At 35.6% G+C, this 19601-nt stretch carries 17 protein-coding genes; 9 read left to right on the top strand and 8 right to left on the bottom strand.

Annotated features, from left to right (window positions below):
• Positions 1-179 precede the first annotated feature (179 nt).
• Complete coding sequence (aspA, locus tag BLV40_RS19280; RefSeq protein WP_090692902.1) at positions 180-1613, top strand: aspartate ammonia-lyase; 1434 nt, start codon at positions 180-182, stop codon at positions 1611-1613.
• Positions 1614-1725: 112 nt separating this feature from the next.
• Here the strand turns inward: aspA and BLV40_RS19275 are convergent, their stop codons facing one another.
• Entirely contained in the window at positions 1726-3354 is a 1629-nt protein-coding gene (locus BLV40_RS19275) for a lactate permease LctP family transporter (RefSeq protein WP_090692899.1), read from the bottom strand.
• A 739-nt stretch (positions 3355-4093) separates the two neighbouring features.
• Between BLV40_RS19275 and BLV40_RS19270 the strand changes: the two genes are divergently transcribed.
• Both BLV40_RS19270 and BLV40_RS19265 read left to right on the top strand, forming a co-directional pair.
• Positions 4094-4381, top strand: a complete 288-nt coding sequence (locus BLV40_RS19270; protein ID WP_026593921.1) for an ArsR/SmtB family transcription factor — start codon at positions 4094-4096, stop codon at positions 4379-4381.
• Positions 4382-4497: 116 nt separating this feature from the next.
• The gene (locus BLV40_RS19265) at positions 4498-4677 is read left to right on the top strand and encodes an acid-soluble spore protein H (protein ID WP_026593920.1); all 180 of its coding nucleotides are present in this window, start codon (positions 4498-4500) and stop codon (positions 4675-4677) included.
• Between the two features lie 28 nt (positions 4678-4705).
• Here the strand turns inward: BLV40_RS19265 and BLV40_RS19260 are convergent, their stop codons facing one another.
• Together BLV40_RS19260 and BLV40_RS19255 are read right to left on the bottom strand one after the other, a co-directional pair.
• Positions 4706-6097, bottom strand: coding sequence for a peptide MFS transporter (locus tag BLV40_RS19260; protein ID WP_026593919.1), 1392 nt, complete (start codon positions 6095-6097; stop codon positions 4706-4708).
• A gap of 378 nt (positions 6098-6475) precedes the next feature.
• On the bottom strand, positions 6476-7441 hold the full coding sequence (locus BLV40_RS19255; RefSeq protein ID WP_026593918.1) for an ABC transporter substrate-binding protein: 966 nt from the start codon (positions 7439-7441) through the stop codon (positions 6476-6478).
• Positions 7442-7614: 173 nt separating this feature from the next.
• On the opposite strand from BLV40_RS19255, the gene BLV40_RS19250 reads away from it, so the two are divergent.
• From BLV40_RS19250 to BLV40_RS19240, 3 genes are read left to right on the top strand one after another with little or no spacing between them, the layout of a single operon-like run.
• A complete protein-coding gene (locus BLV40_RS19250; protein ID WP_090692897.1) occupies positions 7615-8619 on the top strand; it encodes a FecCD family ABC transporter permease in 1005 nt (334 codons plus the stop codon).
• A complete protein-coding gene (locus BLV40_RS19245) occupies positions 8616-9674 on the top strand; it encodes a FecCD family ABC transporter permease (RefSeq protein ID WP_090692894.1) in 1059 nt (352 codons plus the stop codon). Before BLV40_RS19250 ends, BLV40_RS19245 begins: the two co-directional genes overlap by 4 nt.
• Positions 9675-9728: 54 nt before the next feature.
• A complete protein-coding gene (locus tag BLV40_RS19240; RefSeq protein WP_026593915.1) occupies positions 9729-10556 on the top strand; it encodes an ABC transporter ATP-binding protein in 828 nt (275 codons plus the stop codon).
• Positions 10557-10582: 26 nt separating this feature from the next.
• Here the strand turns inward: BLV40_RS19240 and BLV40_RS19235 are convergent, their stop codons facing one another.
• Positions 10583-11314, bottom strand: a complete 732-nt coding sequence (locus BLV40_RS19235) for a class I SAM-dependent methyltransferase (protein ID WP_090692891.1) — start codon at positions 11312-11314, stop codon at positions 10583-10585.
• Positions 11315-11527: 213 nt separating this feature from the next.
• Between BLV40_RS19235 and BLV40_RS19230 the strand changes: the two genes are divergently transcribed.
• Both BLV40_RS19230 and BLV40_RS19225 read left to right on the top strand, forming a co-directional pair.
• On the top strand, positions 11528-12718 hold the full coding sequence (locus BLV40_RS19230) for a glycine C-acetyltransferase (RefSeq protein ID WP_026593913.1): 1191 nt from the start codon (positions 11528-11530) through the stop codon (positions 12716-12718).
• A gap of 46 nt (positions 12719-12764) precedes the next feature.
• Complete coding sequence (locus BLV40_RS19225; protein WP_090692889.1) at positions 12765-13730, top strand: L-threonine 3-dehydrogenase; 966 nt, start codon at positions 12765-12767, stop codon at positions 13728-13730.
• A gap of 86 nt (positions 13731-13816) precedes the next feature.
• Here the strand turns inward: BLV40_RS19225 and BLV40_RS19220 are convergent, their stop codons facing one another.
• Entirely contained in the window at positions 13817-14095 is a 279-nt protein-coding gene (locus BLV40_RS19220; protein WP_035415677.1) for a hypothetical protein, read from the bottom strand.
• Between the two features lie 215 nt (positions 14096-14310).
• Here BLV40_RS19220 and BLV40_RS19215 point away from each other — a divergent pair, with 215 nt between their 5' ends.
• Complete coding sequence (locus BLV40_RS19215) at positions 14311-14733, top strand: NUDIX hydrolase (protein WP_090692885.1); 423 nt, start codon at positions 14311-14313, stop codon at positions 14731-14733.
• 91 nt (positions 14734-14824) lie between these two features.
• Here BLV40_RS19215 and BLV40_RS19210 read toward each other — a convergent pair whose 3' ends face one another.
• From BLV40_RS19210 to BLV40_RS19200, 3 genes are all read right to left on the bottom strand, one after another.
• Positions 14825-16705 carry a vWA domain-containing protein gene (locus BLV40_RS19210; RefSeq protein WP_090692882.1) on the bottom strand — a complete coding sequence of 627 codons (1881 nt, stop codon included), beginning with the start codon at positions 16703-16705 and terminating at the stop codon, positions 14825-14827.
• 3 nt (positions 16706-16708) lie between these two features.
• Entirely contained in the window at positions 16709-17602 is an 894-nt protein-coding gene (locus BLV40_RS19205; RefSeq protein ID WP_026593908.1) for an ATP-binding protein, read from the bottom strand.
• A 153-nt stretch (positions 17603-17755) separates the two neighbouring features.
• Entirely contained in the window at positions 17756-19285 is a 1530-nt protein-coding gene (locus BLV40_RS19200; protein WP_090692878.1) for a cardiolipin synthase, read from the bottom strand.
• Between the last annotated feature and the right edge of the window lie 316 nt (positions 19286-19601).

Raw genomic sequence — 19601 nt, 5'->3', positions numbered from 1 at the left:
ACACCAGAAAGAAGTATGAGTGCGGAATCGATTTTGCAGAAAAATGGTATTGTTTGCGCTTTCAAAAAAGGTGAGATATAGTGGAGAAAGATATGGAAATATATCTCTTACAAAAATCATATTTTCATAGAAAATATTTCTAGGTCATTGATTAGAATGAAAAGTATAGGTGATAAAAAATGATAGTAACGAAAGATATACGTATTGAAAAAGACTTTCTGGGGGAAAAGGAAGTACCAAGTGCAGCTTATTATGGTGTTCAAACATTAAGAGCTGTAGAAAATTTTCCGATCACAGGATATCGTATTCATACGTCATTAATTACAGCAATGGCAATAGTCAAAAAAGCGGCAGCGCTTGCAAATATGGAGACAGGTTATTTGCAAGAAAATATTGGGGAAGAAATTGCAAAATCAGCTCAAGAAATTATTGATGGGAAGTTTCATGAGCAATTTATTGTAGATCCGATTCAAGGCGGGGCAGGAACTTCTATTAATATGAATACAAATGAGGTTATTGCAAACCGTGCACTTGAGAGAATGGGTTATGAAAAAGGGAACTATGCAACTATTAGTCCAAATACACATGTGAACATGGCACAATCAACAAATGATGCGTTCCCAACAGGAATTCATATTGCAGTGCTTATGATGCTAGAAGAACTCCTTATTACCATGGATGCATTGCACAGTGCATTTACTGATAAAGCAAAAGAATTTGATCATGTGATAAAAATGGGACGTACGCATTTGCAGGATGCAGTTCCAATTCGTCTTGGACAAGAGTTTGAAGCATATAGCCGAGTACTTGGGCGCGATATAAAACGCATTAGGCAATCTCGTCAACATTTGTATGAAGTGAATATGGGCGCAACGGCTGTTGGGACAGGATTAAATGCAAATCCAATTTATATCGAACAAGTTGTAAAGCATTTACGCAATATTAGTGGATTTCCACTTATTGGTGCGGAGCATTTAGTGGATGCAACGCAAAATACAGATGCGTATACGGAAGTATCAGCCGCACTAAAAGTATGTATGATGAACATGTCTAAAATTGCTAATGACTTGCGTATTATGGCATCTGGTCCACGTGTCGGGCTAGCTGAAATTCAATTACCAGCTCGTCAACCAGGATCATCTATTATGCCAGGAAAAGTGAATCCAGTTATGGCAGAAGTGATTAATCAAGTAGCCTTCCAAGTTATTGGAAACGACCATACAATATGTTTAGCATCAGAGGCAGGACAATTAGAATTAAATGTAATGGAGCCGGTGTTAGTATTTAATTTAATTCAATCTATTAGTATTATGAATAATGCATTCCGCGTATTTCGTGAATATTGTATTAAAGGTATTACTGCAAATGAAAAATTGTTAAAACAATATGTTGAGAAAAGCGTTGGAATTATTACAGCGGTGAATCCTCATATTGGGTATGAGACGGCGTCTCGTATTGCTCGGGAGGCAATTGAAACAGGGAAATCTGTTCGTGAGCTTTGCTTAGAACATGGTGTGTTAACAGAAGAAGAGCTCGATATTATTTTGGATCCATATGAAATGACGCATCCAGAGATAGCTGGGGCATCGTTATTAAAAAATAAAAAATCCTGATACGTGTGTATTGGGATTTTTTATACAAAAGTATAAGGTATTCTCACCCGTGTTCGTGATGTGAAAAAGAAGGAAATAAAAACGATCCCTATACAGGGATCGTTTTCATCTTTTAAAAGATATTAAATATAGAGTTAAGTTGAAGTAAGCTAATTACAAGTAAGAAAATTAAACTATATTTCATCGCTGTTTTAAATAGAGCAGATTCTTTACCAACTAGTCCAACTGCTGCACAAGCAACTGCTACAGATTGTGGTGAAACCATTTTTGCCATTGTACCGCCGACTACATTTAGTGCAACGAGTGTAGATGGTACGATATCTAATTGTGCTGCAGTTACTGCTTGAAGCGGTGCGAATAAAGAACCACTTGATACTACTGAACCAGTTAAGAATACGCCGATCCAACCTAAGATTGGAGATAAGATTGGGAAGGCATCGCCTGTAGATGATAAAGCTAGTCCAAGAGTAGAAGACATACCAGAATAGTTTGTTACATATGCTAATGCAATTACACTACAAATTGTATAAATCGGAGCCTTCAGTTCTTTTAATGTTTCAATAGTTAATTCTTTAACCAATTGCCCTTTTGCACGATATACAAGTAAAGATACGATGATTGCCAATACAATTGCAGTAGTTGTAGATGAAAATACATCTAGTTTGAAGATTGCTGCAAATGGTGTATCTGCACTTACAATTGGTGTTGTTTTAATAACGTGATTGTGTAAGCCAGGAATTTGGATGTTCCATACTAAGCTTCCTAATGCACCATCTGGAGCGAATAAACCTTTAATTGCTTTTAAATTGAAAATTGTTACGAATGCAGTTAAGAAAGCAAATGGTGACCAAGCATATAAAATTTGTTTCATTGTGTAACTATGTTTTTCCGCCTGCCCAGCTTCAGCTTGAGATTGAGCTGAAGATTTTGGCTGCCATACACGTAAGAATAAAGCTAATGAAACCATGCTGACAACAGCAGCAAAGATATCAGTTAGTTCTGCACCAAGGAAGTATGTTACAAGGAATTGTGTAATGGCAAAGGAACCACCACTTACAAGGATACCTTGCCAAGTTTCTTTAATTCCCTTAAAACCGTCTACCATTGCAACAAGTAAAAATGGTAGTACAAAGCTAATGAAAGGTAATAATGTTACAGTTTGACGCCCAACAATTAATGGATCTATTTGAGTTAATTGAGCAGGGACTGTAACTGGAATACCCATTGCTCCCATTGCTCCACCAGCAATATTTGCAACTAAACAAATACCTGCTGCTTTTAATGGATTAAAGCCCATACCTACAAGTAATGCTGCTGTAATTGCAACCGGTACACCAAAGCCAGCTGCACCTTCTAAGAAAGCACCGAAAGAATAAGCAATTAATAACACTTGAAGACGACGATCGTTTGTAATACTGGAAATGCTGTCACGAATAACATTAAATTGCTCAGTTTTTACAGTTAATTTGTAAAGGAAGATTGCTGCAATAACAATTGTACAAATTGGATAAAATCCAGCTGCTACACCAAATGCAGCTGATGATACTGCCATAGTTGCTGGCATTTTGAAAACAAAAATAGAAAGAATAATTGCTAAAATCACACTATAAAGTCCTGATAAATATCCTTTGATCTTAAATACTGTTAAACAAAGAACGAAGAATAAGATTGGAAGAGCAGCAACGATTGCTGATAACCAAATGTTGTTTAACGGGTCATAAATTTGTGTCCAAGTACTCATAATAATGACAACTCCTATCTATAATATGTGAAGGTATTCACATTAATTTGTGAAATGATTCACAATCAACTTACATGCTAAGTATATTCTTGTTCAACACTATTGTCAACGTGAAAAAGTATATTTATTCCATAATAGTATTAACTGTAAAAATTCCGCTACATTTTGTTCATAAACTAGACAAAAAGAGAAATCGTGTGTACGAAAGTACACGATTCCCGGTTTATCAAGAATGAAGGAGGAATGCTTAGAATTTGATATGTCACATCTTTATATTTAATAGAACAGTCTGGGGTTGTATAGCCTAAGTACAATACGAATTAAATTTATTATGAACCACTTTTTCATTTTGCATTCTTTTCCTTATCAAAACTTTACTTTTTTATGGTAGCAAAGGGAGAGATAAATGACTAAAAAGATTGCAAGGATATATCATTTGAGAAAAGTATTTTACAATACCATTACAATGATTATTTTAAGGAAGGAATATAACAAAAAGGTTGATAAAACAGCTTTTAGAAGCAAAGTATTCCTATCTGTTTTTTTTGCTTTTTCACTAAAGCGTGTAGTATAATATTCAAAATCAGCAGGGGTTATTGCTCTTAATGGTATGTTGATAAAAGGAGGAAATAATTTTTTTATTTTGGGTTGATAAAGTTGTGTCGTAACAGGAAATATAAAAACAAATATATAAAAATAAATAAAGAGAAAATAAAAATGAAAAAATGAGGGGAACTTTATGAATCAAAATCAATTTGATTGTCGTATTTCAGAAGAGGATGTACAAATGCTACGAGCGTTAGCTCACCCGCTTCGACTCCGCCTTGTAATGGAGCTTATGGAACGCGGTACTTGTAACGTAACACAATTGCAGGAAGTTTTAGAAATTCCGCAATCTACTGTTTCACAACATTTAACGAAATTAAAACAGAATAAAGTTGTTCGTTTTGAAAGACGTGGCTTAGAAGTATATTATCAAGTGCATAATGAGAAAGTAAGTGAAGTTGTAAAGACATTATTTTTGTAAAATTTTAATATTATGGAAAAAGGCGTATAGAAATATACGTCTTTTTCTTATGGAATATAGTTCAAAGAAATATGAAAAGATAAAAAGAGTGTTATAAATGGAAGGAGAGATACTGAATGGATGTAAAGCGTGTAAAACAAATTTTGTCATCTTCAAGTAGAATTGATGTAACTTACCATGGTGTACCGGTTTGGATTGAAAGTTGTGATGAGGGACGTGGAATCGCAAATGTACATGATGTGAAGACACCGCATGAGACGGTACAAGTAGATGTGACAGCATTAGAAGAGGAATAAAAAAGGCGGAGAATTCTCTCCGCTTTTTTTATTCCATCATATGTGCAATTTTTTTAGAGAACATAAGAAGTATTAAGCCTAGTACGATTACGATAATACCGATACTTGCGAATACTTCTAAGTATCCTAAAGATTGTGTGAAGGAAGCTAATTTACCAGCTAGCCAGTTTGCGCATCCAGTACCAGCCATCCATACACCCATTAATAAAGAAGCTAACTTTATAGGTGCAATTGCACTTACCATTGATAGACCGATTGGTGATAAGAATAATTCACCAATTGTATGGAACAGGTATGTGAAAACGATGAATAATAAATTTGCTTTAGTAGCAATGTGTGCTTCGTCGCTACCAGTTTTCAGAACAGCTAATGTTAAAACAAGGTAACCGATACCTAATAAAATCATACCAAGTGCCATTTTTGTTGGAACTTTTAAGTCACCACGTTTTGTTTTAGAAAGCTTTATCCATAACATAGAAACAAATGGTGCTAATAAAACGATAAATGCTGGGTTAACAGATTGGAACCAAGATGTTGGAACTTCCCATCCGAAAATTGTGCGATCAACAAAAGTGTTTGTATATAGTGTTAAAGAACTACCGGCTTGTTCAAAACCTGCCCAGAAGAAAACAACGAAGCAAGTTAAAATGATGATTGCCCAAGTACGGTTCTTTTCTTGTTTTGTTAAAGGTTTTTTCTCAATAACTTTTGCATTTGTATCTTTTGATTTTTTACCTACAACTGTTGTGCCTGCTTTACCAAGGTAACGTGGAGCTAATAGGTTAAAGAAAATCTGACCGATAATCATACCGATACAAGCAGCCAAGAATCCATATTTATAACCCATAACCATAACGCCATCAGCACTTGTTTTAAAGAAGTCTTCAGCTAGGAAACCACAAATTAGTGGTGCGAAGAAAGCGCCGACGTTGATACCCATGTAAAAGATTGTAAAAGCACTGTCACGACGTGAATCATTTTCACCGTACAGTTCACCTAACAATGTAGAAATATTCGGTTTAAAGAATCCATTACCAATAACTAGTAAGCCTAATCCTAAAAAGAGTCCAGTTTTTGTATTCATCGAGAATAGTACGAAGTTACCAAGTGCCATGATAATACCACCAAGAGTGATTGCATGGCGTTTTGTTATGAAGTGGTCAGTTAACCAACCACCAATAATTGGTGTGAAATATACAAGCATTGTAAATGTACCATAAATTTGTACAGCTACTGCTTTATCAAATCCTAAACCGCCACTAATAGCAGCTGTTGTTAAATAAAGAACTAAAAGACCACGCATTCCGTAATAACTAAATCTTTCCCACATTTCTGTTAAGAACAACAAGTATAATCCAGGTGGATGTTTTTTTGGTGATTGTTGCTCTCCAGCTTTTTCTACTTTTAAAGCTGCATCCATATTGTTTCCCCCTAATCCTGTATAACGGATATTTATGTAATCATTTTAATTTACAAAATATTTAGAAGTCAATAGAATTATATGGAAATAGAAAGAAAATTTATTTAATAATCTATTGAAGCTTCAACCGTTACTGTATTTTTCCCTGAAAACTAGATAATAAGCGTTTTCAAATGTAGTATTTGAATTCCAAAAGAAAATAAAATAATGACTAATCAGAAAATTTAGATTAAAATAACTCTTCTGATATAGAGAAAATATATTTTATTTACTATTACAATATAACATATTGAGAATAAAAATACAAAATGAAATAATGTGACACTTCAATGAAATTAAAAAACAGCTCCCAAGAAGGGGAGCTGCTTTAGAAGAATGTTATTTTACAAATCGTTTTTCAATATCATCTAGCATTAAGTTTGCTGCCATTACACCGCCAGCTGTATTCCAAATGACATCGTCAACTTTATATACTTTCCCATTTTTAGAAGCATTTAAGTTTTTGAATAGAGGATCATTGATATATTCTTTCTCTAATTCAGAACCTTTTTTCTCATTACCTTTATCATATGTGAAGTAGAAGATGATATCACCATCCATTGCAGGGATGCGCTCTTTAGATACATTGCGTTCTGCAAAGTCATTTTTGTTTTGATCACCAGGACGTTTGAAACCAAGTTCTTTTAAAATAACACCAGAGAATGTATCTCCGTGATAAATACGAACATCACCAGGCATAAAGCGCACCATAGAAATTTCTTGATTTACTTTATCACCAAGTTTGCCTTTTAAGTCTTTGATACGTTTGTCGTAATCAGCTAATACTTTTTGACCTTCTTTTTCTTTATTTACTGCTTTTGCATAAAGTTTAAAGTTATCTTTCCATTCACCGCGTAGTGTTTCTGAGAAAACAGTAGGAGCAATGCCTTTTAATTGCTCGTATATTTTTTCGTGACGCAGTTTGTTACCAATGATTAAGTCGGGTTTTAAAGAAGCAATTGCTTCTACATTGGGTTGAAGCTCGGTACCGACAGTTTTTACATCTTTCAGTTTATCTTTCGTATGTGGATACCATGGGTTACCGGTAGGTGATTCAGCAGCACCGACTGGTGTTATACCAAGGGTAAGTAAAGCTTCGGTTCCTTCATTTGTTAAAATAACGATACGCTTTGGATTAGCAGGAACTTCTGTTTTACCCATTGCATGTTCTACAGTAATCATTTCTTTCTTTTCTTCTTTTTTAGGCTCAGCCTTGTTATCAGATTTCCCACATGCCCCTAAAAGGAGTGAAAATGATAACACGAATACAAATAATACAAATGATTTTTGTTTGATGAAATTCATTATGTATCCCCCTAAATATTGAGAATAATTTTCATTAGCAAGCTTGATGTTAAGGGTTTATAAATAGATTGTCAATAGATTTAATTGAAAATAATTATTACTATCATTGACAATGCGAATTAAGTTACAATAGACTAACAACGTATCATTATACATTGAAGGAGAAACGCTGCATGTTATTAAAAACAAATCAAGCAAAATGGGTTGGATTATTTGTTGGAATCATTGGAGTTATTGCTTGTATTTGGGGAAGTATTATTTTTGGATATACAAATACAAGTGGGAAATTAGCACTTGATGCTTTTTTTCATTTTAATGGTTCGAATGAACATATTATTATTCAAAATGTACGTCTTCCAAGGGCGTTAATTGCTGCTAGTGTTGGTGCTAGTTTAGCTATCGCTGGTTGCTTAATGCAAACTTTAACTAAGAATCCACTTGCTGCTCCAGATTTTATTGGATTAAACTCAGGTGCTGCCTTTTTCATTGTTGTAGCAATTGTTGTTTTTTCGATAACATCTTTGTCAGCGTTTACCTGGATTGCCTTTTTAGGTACAGCGGTTGCTGCTGCACTTGTATTCGCATCTAGTTCCTTAGGGAAAGAAGGGACAACCCCACTTAAGCTGACTTTGGCAGGGGTAGCAATTAGTGCTTTATTCTCGTCTTTAACACAAGGTTTGCTCGTATTAAACGAGCAAGCATTAGAAGAAGTACTATTTTGGTTAGCTGGTTCTGTACAAGGGAGAAAGTTAGAAATATTACAGTCTGTATTTCCTTATTTATTAATAGGATGGATCGCTTCTCTGCTAATGGCAGGAAAAGTAAATACATTAATGATGGGAGAAGATGTTGCGAAAGGATTGGGGCAACGAACTGTTTGGATGAAATCTTTGGTACTACTCATTATTGTTTTACTGTCTGGCGGCTCAGTTGCTGTTGCAGGTCCAATTGGCTTTATTGGAATTATTATCCCTCATTTTGCAAGAGCTCTTGTCGGTGTAGATCATCGTTGGAGAGTTCCATATAGTGGGTTGTTAGGTGCCATTTTGTTATTACTTGCAGATATTGCTGCAAGATATGTCATTATGCCACAAGAAGTTCCAGTAGGGGTTATGACAGCATTTATTGGTGCACCATTCTTTATTTATATTGCACGTAAGAGAGGGCTTAGCAAATGAAGAAGTATATTCCGTTTCGTATAGGAAAAGACGGCCTCTCGTTTTTAATGTATAAACGAGTTTTTCTCGTCTTGTCAGGTTTATTAATTGTTTTAATCGGATTATTTTTCGCAAGCGCGGGTATGGGGGAGATGAAAATAGTCCCATATGATGTATGGCAAGCAATTACCGGGAACGGTGATGCAATGTCTAATATGGTCGTAAATAAGTTCCGTATGCCGCGTATTTTAATTGCAATTCTTGTAGGGATAGCTCTTGCTGTAGCTGGTTGTATTTTACAAGGGCTCGTTCGAAATCCACTTGCGTCTCCTGATATTATTGGGATTACGGGGGGGGCAAGTGTAGCAGTTGTCCTATTTCTTGCTTTATTTAGTGATAAAAATAATGCATTAACGGTAAGTATTCATTATATGCCACTGGCAGCCTTTATTGGGGCAACCATCGTTGCACTTTGTGTATATTTATTTGCATGGAGAAATGATGGGTTGTCGCCAATTAGCCTTGTTTTAATTGGTGTTGGATTTTGGGCATTAACGAAGGCAGCTACGACTTTATTTATGTTGTTAGCACCTATTTATCAAGCGAGTCAAGCAAACGTGTGGATTACTGGTACTGTTTACGGTTCATCATGGCAAAATGTAGGGGTGCTAGCACCTTGGGTTCTTATTTTAACAGTGATTGCATTTATATCGGCGAGACATTTAAATGCCCAAGAACTTGGTGATGATATCGCGACTGGACTTGGTATTCGTTTAACGAAATCAAGATTCTTCCTTTTGCTCCTTAGTACAGCGTTAATTGGAGGAGCGGTTGCTTTTGCTGGTGGGATTGGCTTTGTCGGTTTAATGGCACCCCATATTTCAAGAAGATTAGTTGGTTCTTTATATGGTGCGTTACTTCCCGTAGCAGCTATTGTAGGTGCTATTTTAGTACTTGCTGCTGATTTAATTGGCCGTACAGTTTTTGCCCCGCTTGAAATTCCAGCAGGTGTATTTACATCAGCAATTGGTGCTCCGTATTTTATTTATTTACTTTATAAAAGTCGAAATTCATAAAGGTAAAAAGTACATAGATGGCTTTCTATCTATTAAAAAACGGAGTAAGGGGAGATGAACATGCAAAAAGCATTAGAGACGAAATCGTTAACATTGTCTTATGGTGAAACAATTATTATTAATGAATTAAATTTAGAGATCCCAAAAGGGAAAATTACGATTTTTATCGGTTCTAACGGCTGTGGGAAATCAACTTTATTACGCTCGCTTGCTCGTTTATTAAAACCGACATCCGGCGATATTTTATTAGAGGATAATGCGATTCAAAATATGCAAACAAAGCAAATTGCTCGCCAAATGGCAATTTTACCACAAGGGCCTCAAGCTCCAGAAGGACTTACTGTACTGCAACTTGTGAAACAAGGGCGTTATCCATATCAAACATGGCTCAAGCAATGGTCAGAAAAAGATGAAGAAATGGTACAAAAAGCACTTGCAGCAACAGGTATGACTGAATTTGCTGAGCGTGATGTTCACGCACTTTCAGGTGGACAACGTCAGCGCGCTTGGATTGCAATGACACTTGCACAAGATACAGATATTATTCTGTTAGATGAGCCAACAACATACTTGGATATGACACACCAAATTGAAGTGTTAGATTTATTATTTGAATTAAATGAAACAGAGCAAAGAACAATTGTTATGGTACTACATGATTTAAACTTAGCATGCCGCTATGCTGATAATATTGTAGCCATTCAAGACAAACAAATTTATGCACAAGGCAAACCAGAAGAAATTGTCGATTGTAAGCTAGTTCGTGATGTATTCCGTATGGATTGTCAAATTACAACAGATCCTTTATTTGGAACACCGCTATGTATTCCACAGGGAAGAGGAAGATGTTTGCTTCCGCAGAAAGGGCGAGTGGTGAAATAAAAAAGCGATGAAAATTCATCGCTTTTTTATTTTTTACAAGAAAACAAGAGAAAGAGGGGAATACGCAATCTGCGCTTATATTCTTCTTCATTTTGGAAATGTTTTCGCTTTGGTGTTGCTTCTTGTAAGTCTGTAATTGTAAATCCAGCTTGTTGTAAGAGGGTGAAGTACTGTTCAGTAGTACGATGGTATTTGATTACCTCTTGGTCAATCCACGGTTCTGTACGTTTCCCAATTTTAAAATAATCATCAATAAGCCAGCTTGTACGTTTCCCACTACTTTGTAAGCTCTCAAAGGAAGAGGTAATAACGGGATGTTGTACACTAAAGGTGAAAATTCCATCTGTTTTTAAAGTTTGATAGACGTTTTGAAAAATAATATCAAGATGCTCAATATAGTGCAGGGCGAGTCTAGATGTAACGAGATCAAAAGTAGAAGAGGGGTATGTATAGTCTTTGAGGTTCGTGAAATGGACAGTGCCATTTACGTTTTCGAGTTGTTTGATAGCTTCTGTATACATAAGGTAAGAGCCTTCAATACCAGTGTAAGATAGGCAGCCTTTTTGCAATAATTCTATACCAAATTTAGCATCACCGCATCCTAAGTCAAGAATGTTCTTTCCTTTCATGTCCCCGATGAGCTGTAATAAAGCTGGCTTTTCCATTGCTTCATTTGGATTGTCTTTTCGATATCTGCGCTTCATGTACTGTTCAAAAAAAGAGTCATTATTATATACTTCAGATTCTGTAAATGCCATTTTCTCAGCTCCTAAAAACATTTTTTTATTCTATCAAACAATTGAAGTAAATCATAGATTTCTTGTATGTAATCCTATATAATTAAAAGTTGTAAGCGTTTTCTCTAAGCTATTTTTCTATAATAAATTCTGAAAACGTGTTAAGCTAGTATTGGAATTATTGGAATTGTTAAGATAATGATTCGCTTACATGAACGATGGGGAGGCTTCACGATGTCTAGTAAAACACTTGCAAACTTTTTAGAAGAAAATTTAGAGGATTTAAAAGCAAAAGGGCTTTATAACGTAATTGATCCGCTGGAAAGTCCAAATGGACCGATCATTACAATTGGCGGGAAAGAATATATTAACTTATCTTCAAATAACTATCTTGGTTTAGCAACAGATAATCGTCTGCAAGAAGCAGCAATTGGTGCGATTCATAAGTATGGCGTTGGTGCAGGAGCGGTTCGTACAATTAACGGTACTCTTGATTTGCATATCAAATTAGAAGAAACAATTGCGAAATTTAAACATACAGAAGCAGCAATTGCATATCAATCAGGATTTAACTGTAATATGGCAGCGATTTCAGCTGTTATGGATAAAAATGATGCAATTCTCTCTGATGAATTAAACCATGCGTCTATTATTGACGGTAGTCGTTTATCAAAAGCAAAAATTATTGTGTATAAACATTCTGATATGGAAGATTTACGTAAAAAAGCAACCGAGGCGAAGGAATCGGGGCTTTATAATAAATTAATGGTTATCACAGATGGTGTGTTCTCAATGGATGGTGATGTTGCGAAACTACCAGAAATTGTTGAGATTGCAGAGGAACTAGATTTAATGACATATGTTGATGATGCACATGGTTCAGGTGTACTTGGAAAAGGTGCAGGTACTGTAAAACATTTCGGTCTTTCTGATAAAGTAGATTTCCAAATTGGTACATTATCAAAAGCGATTGGTGTAGTCGGTGGATATGTAGCAGGAAAACAAAACTTAATTGATTGGCTAAAAGTTCGTTCACGTCCATTCTTATTCTCAACAGCGCTAACGCCAGCAGATGCAGCAGCTTGTATGAGATCGATTGAGATTTTAATGGAAAGTACGGAATTACATGATCGCTTATGGGAAAATGGTCGTTATTTAAAACAAGGTTTAAAAGAACTTGGATTCAATATTGGCGAAAGTGAAACACCAATTACACCTTGTATCATCGGCGATGAAGTATTAACACAAGAATTTAGTAAACGTCTAAATGAAGAAGGCGTATATGCAAAATCTATTGTGTTCCCGACTGTAGCAAAAGGGACAGGTCGTGTTCGTAATATGCCAACAGCAGCTCATACGAAAGAAATGCTGGATGAAGCGATTCGTACGTATGAAAAAGTGGGTAAAGAAATGGGAATCATTTAACACAATTACACATCTTTTGAAAGCTTGCAAATGAGGAGTGGAGAAAATGAAAAAAATTCTAGTAACCGGTTCTTTAGGACAAATTGGTTCTGAGCTTGTGATGAAACTTCGTGATGTATACGGCGCATCAAACATTATTGCAACAGATATTCGTGAAACGGACAGTGAAGTGGTAAAGTCTGGTCCATTTGAAACATTAGATGTAACTGATGGTCAAAAACTACACGACATTGCGAAACGTAATGAAGTGGATACAATTATTCATTTAGCAGCTTTACTTTCAGCAACTGCAGAAAAAAATCCGCTATTCGCTTGGAATTTAAATATGGGTGGACTTGTAAATGCATTAGAAGCAGCACGTGAACTAGACTGTAAATTTTTCACGCCAAGTTCTATTGGCGCATTTGGTCCAACAACGCCAAAAGATAATACACCACAAGATACAATCCAACGCCCTACTACGATGTATGGAGTAAACAAAGTAGCAGGAGAATTATTATGTGATTATTATCATCAAAAATTTGGCGTTGATACGCGCGGTGTACGTTTCCCAGGCTTAATTTCTTATGTAGCTCCTCCAGGAGGCGGTACAACTGATTATGCAGTTGAAATTTATTATGAAGCAATTAAAAAAGGTACCTACACCTCTTACATTGCGGAAGGCACCTACATGGATATGATGTATATGCCAGATGCACTGCAAGCAATTGTTTCTTTAATGGAAGCAGAGCCAAGTAAGTTAATACACCGTAACGCTTTTAATATTACTGCAATGAGTTTCGAGCCAGAGCAAATCGCAGCAGCAATCCGTAAGCATATTCCGACGTTTACAATAGATTACGCTGTAGATCCAGCTCGTCAAACAATCGCAAACAGCTGGCCGAATTCAATCGATGCAACCGCAGCGAAAGAAGAGTGGGGCTTTAAAGCGGAGTATGATTTAGATAAAATGACAGCTGATATGCTGGCGAAATTAAAAAAAAAGTTAACAGCTGAGTTAGTGCTTAGTTAATGAAAAAAGAGTCGATTCAATTCTTTGAATCGGCTCTTTTTTTCAACATACTTAAACTTAGTCTGAGGAAGAAATAAGTTTTCTCGTTATATAGATTTTACCTTATTCGTATCTACACTTCTTGGTTCGGTGCTAGCCTCAGGATATTGCTGCTTTGTTTCTTCATAAGGTTTTTCATATTCGTAACTAAATGCCTTATGTGTTTTTTGATCATCCTCCCAAGGAGACGATTTTCCTAACTTTCTGTTAGTGGAGGAACCGTAAGGCCCATCAGGAAACTCTTCGGGAATGACAAATTCATGTCTTGCTTCAGCAACTGTAACATCCGTATATTGTTCATCCTTTTTTGGGGACAAATGAAACATCCTTTCAAATATATTTGATAGTAGACTTCTTCCTTAATATACCCAAAAAGATTTCTATGAATTTTTCATTATTCAGAAAGAGGAATAAGGAAGATACGTGGGGAACAGGCTGATAATTAGTAGGGGATGAAGAAAACACCACTGATTAAAGTTTCACTTTATCGGAAATTGAATCAGGATTAGATATGTAAAAAGTACAATAGGGGGAAACACATATGAAAAGAGTCGATGTTGTATATGCACTTATTTATAATAAGGCACGAGATCAAGTATTAATGGTACATAATGTAGAACAAGATGTTTGGTCATTGCCAGGAGGCGCAGTGGAAAAAGAAGAAACATTAGAAGCTGCAGCTGTAAGAGAGGCAAAGGAAGAAACCGGTTTAACTGTAGAGATACAGGGGATTGCAGCAATAAACGAAAAGTTTTTTACTGACGTAGGCAACCATGCATTGTTGATTACTTTTCACGCCAATGTGATAGATGGGGATATTGATGTACAGGATGTGGATGAAATTTCGGCAATAGAATGGGTTGATATGAAAGCGGCAAACGAGCGGTTTCCATATTATGATGGGGGAATTGAATCGTTATTAAAAACATCTATTCCATATAAATTTCAAAAAGAAACAAAATAGTAAATGGAATTTTATCGGCAATTCGAAAGGAGAACATCGACTGCTCAACAAATAACGACTAAAAAACAGGGCCCATATAGGACCCTGTTTGCTATTCAATCGTCTTCAGTAATAATTTCTTCAATAACGGCTTAATCTTCAATCGTAAATCTTCAGCATGATTGGCAACTAGGAAATGATGATTGTAAATATTTTTCATTAACTGATATGTCGCTTCTTTCGCTTCGCCTTCTTCGATAAAGATACCGATAACTTCCATACCGCTTTTACGAGCGAGTTTAACAGCTTCATGTGTGTCTAAAATACCATCTTGTTGGTAGTCTAAAGCAGATGGTTCACCGTCTGTAAATACGAGTAGGAACTTATGTTTCTCTGGTCTTTTTGCAAGTTTTTCTGAAACGATACGGATAATGTAACCGTCACGATTATCTTCTTCTTCGCGAAGTTGCATAATCTCAGGTCCAACGTTTGGAAGGGTTGAATTCTTGTATGTTACTACTTCATGAATCACGTTTGGTTTATCTTCTGGTGTCGCACTAGAAGCATCTTCCCAAAATCCGCTAATTGCATGTGGAATTTTCAATGACTTTAACGCTTCATGGAACAGAACAACACTTTTTTTCGTTTCTTCCATTTTGTTATACATAGAGCCCGAGCAGTCTACTAATAGCTGAAAGGCAACATCAAGCTCCTGTGATTCCTGCCCTTTTTTATAAAACATCCGCGGTTGCTTTTCTGTATAAATACGAAGGAATTTTTTACGAAGTCTTCCGTAATATTTATCACTATTTGCGTTGGTTTTATTTTCAATCGTCTTCTCAATGATTTTCTTTAACTCTTTTACATCTTTATTAATGACTGATTTGATCGCTTGATAATCTTTTTTATCATCAGGATTTGGCTTGCGTGCTTCTTTAAATGTATGAGAGGCACCGACGTTATATTTACCATATATGCCTTCATTTTGACTAGAAGCGTGTGAAGCTTTCGCATCTTGCGCATCTGCCTGATCGAAGTTTGATTGCGTACTTTTTTGAGAAGTCCCCTGTACAGAACCAAGTGCTTGATCGCCATCTTCTGATTCACGAGCAGTATCACCCATCATATTTGTTTTTGTTCCGCTTTCTAATTCAAAGCGTAAAAAGTTCTCGTTTTCGTTATTTTTATTTTCACGATGCCATGTCGAGAAGCTTTCATTAATTTTATTTTTATTCTCATCATCTACGATTTGAGTATCATCATTTGCTAAATCTTCGACGCGCCCATCTTTTTCTTCGGCAATAACAGATAAATATAGCGGTGCGTGTCCAAAGTAGTTGTTAATCATATCATTTTCAAGAAAACCTTCTAAGCGATAGCGAATTTTTTCAATGATATACATTGTATCTTCTGTATTACGAGCTTGAAATGTTTCATGTAAAATAGCTTCAATTTGCTCAAAATATTCGTTGTGAAACATTTCGTATTTATCGCTTGTTAAAGAAAGATAGCATAGACAAAATAGACGGTCTCCATGATAGTTACGAACACGGTTGATTTCATTTTGTGAACCGAAGTAATTACGGTACATCTCTTTACGTCTTTTAAAAATGTGTTTTGTACCAGGACGTAAGTTTTTGACAATTTCCTCTACGCGTAAATCTTCTAACAGAACAAATAATTGTGTTAAAAATTTTTTAAGAGGAGAATCTTGCAATTCAATTGCATAAGAACGAATGAGCTTCATGTCTGAGTAATGTTTATTACCAAGTGCCTTTAAAAACACTTCGCTTTTTAAGCCGATTACCATATCCTCTTCTTTACGATCATCCCAAAAGTGACTGATGACAACTTTCTTTTCGATTTCGTCGTAATATGCCTTATAGCCATACTCTAAGTAAGCATCATCTTCTTTTAGAAGAGCATACATTAAATTTTCCATTTGAAGAAACAGCGACGCATCAATTTTTTTGTCACTAAAAATTTGTCTCATGAATTATCCCTCAAAGAAATAGCTTTCTGCTAATTCACGGACAGTCATTTGTTCTGTTTCATCATTTAATTTTGCAATAATGCTTCGCTCAATTGCACGTATAACAGGAATATATACACCTAAGTCACATGCGTCAATAATACCACGAATACTTGCTGCTTCTTCACTTACGCGTCCGTCACGGGCAAGTGGCATGAGGTCACTTGCGAATGCAACAAACTTTTCAATTGTTGCAATGTCTTTCAATTTTGATTCAGATAATAATAGTTGTTTTAATGTATTACCTTGAATATAAGGAACTTCAATGATAACAAATCGATTTTTTAATGCTTCATTTAATTCGCTTGTTCCAACGTAACCTTCGTTGATTGCAGCGATTACACGGTATTCTTCATCACCATATACAACTTGTTGTGTAAATGGGTTTGTGATCATTTTACGGTAATCTAATGCACCATGAAGAAGAGGAAGTGTTTCCGGTTTTGCCATATTAATTTCATCGATATATAGGAAGTGTCCATTTTTCATCGCTTTCATAAGAGGACCATCAACGAAGGAAACTTCAGATGCTCCGTCTTTTGTTTTTAAAGTATTATATCCTAAAATACCCTCGACATCTAAATCGACAGAACAGTTAATACTGTGCATTGGTTTTTGGAATAAGGAAGATAGCGTTTCTGCAAGAACGGTTTTTCCACTTCCAGTTGGTCCTTTTAATAAAATATTTTTGCCAAGCAGAAGGGCTGTAATTGCATCTTCAATAATGCTGTTATCCGATGCTTTGTACATTTTTGTTCCGATTAAATGTGCATTTTCACCAACTACTTGTTTATTTTTTTCGTGAATTGTTGCTAATTGCTGTTTTAAATCAGCATGTATATGAAATTGTTCTAACATGTATTTCCCACCTAACATTATTTTCATAAAGTAAACAATACATCTTATGATAACTTGTTTTAATATGGTATGCAAAGAAAAGGAGAGGGGAGAAGAGTACGACATTATAAAAGAAAAAAGTAACCAAATTTACTTTGATTACTTTTTTCATATTTATAGTAAAGGGGAAATTAGACGCATTAGAGATTCTAGTATTCGTTTTTTAATACTTCTTTTTTTGAATGACTTCCATCTAATTTCAGTGGAATGGTTAAAATCTTCTTCAAAATCATGTTTAATATCAAGAACTGTTTTGGATTCATAAAGTACGCTAATGATTTCATAATTTAGTTCAAAGCTGCGGACATCCATATTTGCCGTGCCAATTGTTGCAATTGTATCATCAACGAGTACAATTTTAGCGTGCATAAAACCATCTTTATAGCTGTAAATTGAAGCTCCTGCTTTTAGGAGTGGTGTAAAGTATGATTGAGATGCTTGATCACTAATGATACTATCACTTTTACCCGGATATAGAATGCGGACATCTATTCCAGCCAGTGCACTTAAACGAAGTAATGTTAATGTTTCTTGATCAGGAATGAAGTAGGGTGTCGCAATCCAAATTGATTTCTTAGCAGAAGCTATAACAGCAAGTAACGTATTGCGAATGCTTGTATCATCTGAACTTGGTCCACTTGCTACAATTTGAACAGCACCTTCTGCATCAGAAATTTCTTTGCCAGGAAAGTATTTTGTATTCATAAATTGATCCCAAGAATATGTATTTAAACCACTAGAGGCATAGAGCCAATCCTCAAGAAATATTGCTTGTAATTTGTACAATGCTTTCCCATCTATTCGTAAGTGACTGTCACGCCAAATTGGGAATTTTTTAGAACGACCAAGATACTCATCACCAACGTTGAGTCCGCCGGTAAAACCAATTTCTCCGTCGATAATGATGATTTTACGATGGTTACGATAATTGACTGTTTCAAGTAGCCACGCTGAGAATATAGGATCGAATTCCACAATTTCAATTCCAGCATCTTTCATAGGCTGTAAGAAGCGTTTTCGCAACGTATTGCTTCCGAGTCCATCATAAAGGAAGCGTACAATTACACCGGAATTTGCTTTTTTTATTAAAGCGTCTCGAATTTGTGTACCAATTTCATCAGCTCGATAAATGTAGTATTGAATATGTATATGGTGCTTCGCCTGTTCAATCGCTTGTAAAATTTCTGGAAATGTTTGTTCACCGTTAGTTAAAAGTTTTGTGGTTGTTGCATCGGCAACAGGGCCGCCTCCAAATTTTTGCACCACTTTTGTTAAATGTGTTGAGTGTTCACTTAGGGAAGATATGGCTAATATATCTTCACGTCTGCCTTCTAATATTTCACGGAACAATTTTCGCTGCTCTTCTGAACGGTGGAGATGTTTTTTTCTTCTCCAGCGACTGCGGCCAAAAATAGAGTATAGAAGTACACCGATAATAGGGAGAAGAGCCAATACTAAAAACCATGCTAATGTGCTTTGTGGGGAACGATTTTCAATGAAAATTACGAAAGAAATTCCGATAATTGTAATAGACCATAAAGCACCAATAAAAGTATATAGTGAAATATTGGATGTATCTAAAAGGAAAAGCACAATCGATATAATGGTAAATACAAACAATAACTGAACGATGGGTTTTTTCATCTGTATAAATTTCACCTATTCTTTCTTAAATATATGCTTCTTATATGGAAGCTGTCTTCTAACATTTCTATTATAAACGTTTTATTTTTTTGTACCAACATAGATATTTTGCTCATGCCTTCCACATTTGTCCCACATAGCGTATATTATTACGTTTTTATATGAAAAGGAGTTTGAATGATATGCATAGAATCAGTCGTCCATTTGGTTGATATGGCTATCCATACTATTCATATAGCCCATATTGATGGAAGGAGGAGAGTGAGGACTACTTATAATTTCTATATTTGTCAGGTTTATGGTAGTGAATAATTAG

The sequence above is a fragment of the Bacillus sp. 166amftsu genome (genome assembly GCF_900107445.1).
Taxonomy (GTDB): Bacteria; Bacillota; Bacilli; order Bacillales; family Bacillaceae_G; genus Bacillus_A; species Bacillus_A arachidis.
Note: the sequence above shows the minus strand (reverse complement) of the source record. Positions and strands in the feature narration are given on the sequence as shown.

Coding starts and splice junctions, on each gene's coding strand:
- BLV40_RS19220 (WP_035415677.1), bottom strand. CDS start 14,095: ATGTTTCATTTGTCCCCAAAAAAGGATGAACAATATACGGATGTTACA.
- BLV40_RS19260 (WP_026593919.1), bottom strand. CDS start 6,097: ATGGATGCAGCTTTAAAAGTAGAAAAAGCTGGAGAGCAACAATCACCA.
- BLV40_RS19265 (WP_026593920.1), top strand. CDS start 4,498: ATGGATGTAAAGCGTGTAAAACAAATTTTGTCATCTTCAAGTAGAATT.
- BLV40_RS19255 (WP_026593918.1), bottom strand. CDS start 7,441: ATGAATTTCATCAAACAAAAATCATTTGTATTATTTGTATTCGTGTTA.
- BLV40_RS19250 (WP_090692897.1), top strand. CDS start 7,615: ATGTTATTAAAAACAAATCAAGCAAAATGGGTTGGATTATTTGTTGGA.
- BLV40_RS19200 (WP_090692878.1), bottom strand. CDS start 19,285: ATGAAAAAACCCATCGTTCAGTTATTGTTTGTATTTACCATTATATCG.
- BLV40_RS19240 (WP_026593915.1), top strand. CDS start 9,729: ATGAACATGCAAAAAGCATTAGAGACGAAATCGTTAACATTGTCTTAT.
- BLV40_RS19215 (WP_090692885.1), top strand. CDS start 14,311: ATGAAAAGAGTCGATGTTGTATATGCACTTATTTATAATAAGGCACGA.
- BLV40_RS19225 (WP_090692889.1), top strand. CDS start 12,765: ATGAAAAAAATTCTAGTAACCGGTTCTTTAGGACAAATTGGTTCTGAG.
- BLV40_RS19210 (WP_090692882.1), bottom strand. CDS start 16,705: ATGAGACAAATTTTTAGTGACAAAAAAATTGATGCGTCGCTGTTTCTT.
- BLV40_RS19235 (WP_090692891.1), bottom strand. CDS start 11,314: ATGGCATTTACAGAATCTGAAGTATATAATAATGACTCTTTTTTTGAA.
- aspA (WP_090692902.1), top strand. CDS start 180: ATGATAGTAACGAAAGATATACGTATTGAAAAAGACTTTCTGGGGGAA.
- BLV40_RS19245 (WP_090692894.1), top strand. CDS start 8,616: ATGAAGAAGTATATTCCGTTTCGTATAGGAAAAGACGGCCTCTCGTTT.
- BLV40_RS19230 (WP_026593913.1), top strand. CDS start 11,528: ATGTCTAGTAAAACACTTGCAAACTTTTTAGAAGAAAATTTAGAGGAT.
- BLV40_RS19270 (WP_026593921.1), top strand. CDS start 4,094: ATGAATCAAAATCAATTTGATTGTCGTATTTCAGAAGAGGATGTACAA.
- BLV40_RS19205 (WP_026593908.1), bottom strand. CDS start 17,602: ATGTTAGAACAATTTCATATACATGCTGATTTAAAACAGCAATTAGCA.
- BLV40_RS19275 (WP_090692899.1), bottom strand. CDS start 3,354: ATGAGTACTTGGACACAAATTTATGACCCGTTAAACAACATTTGGTTA.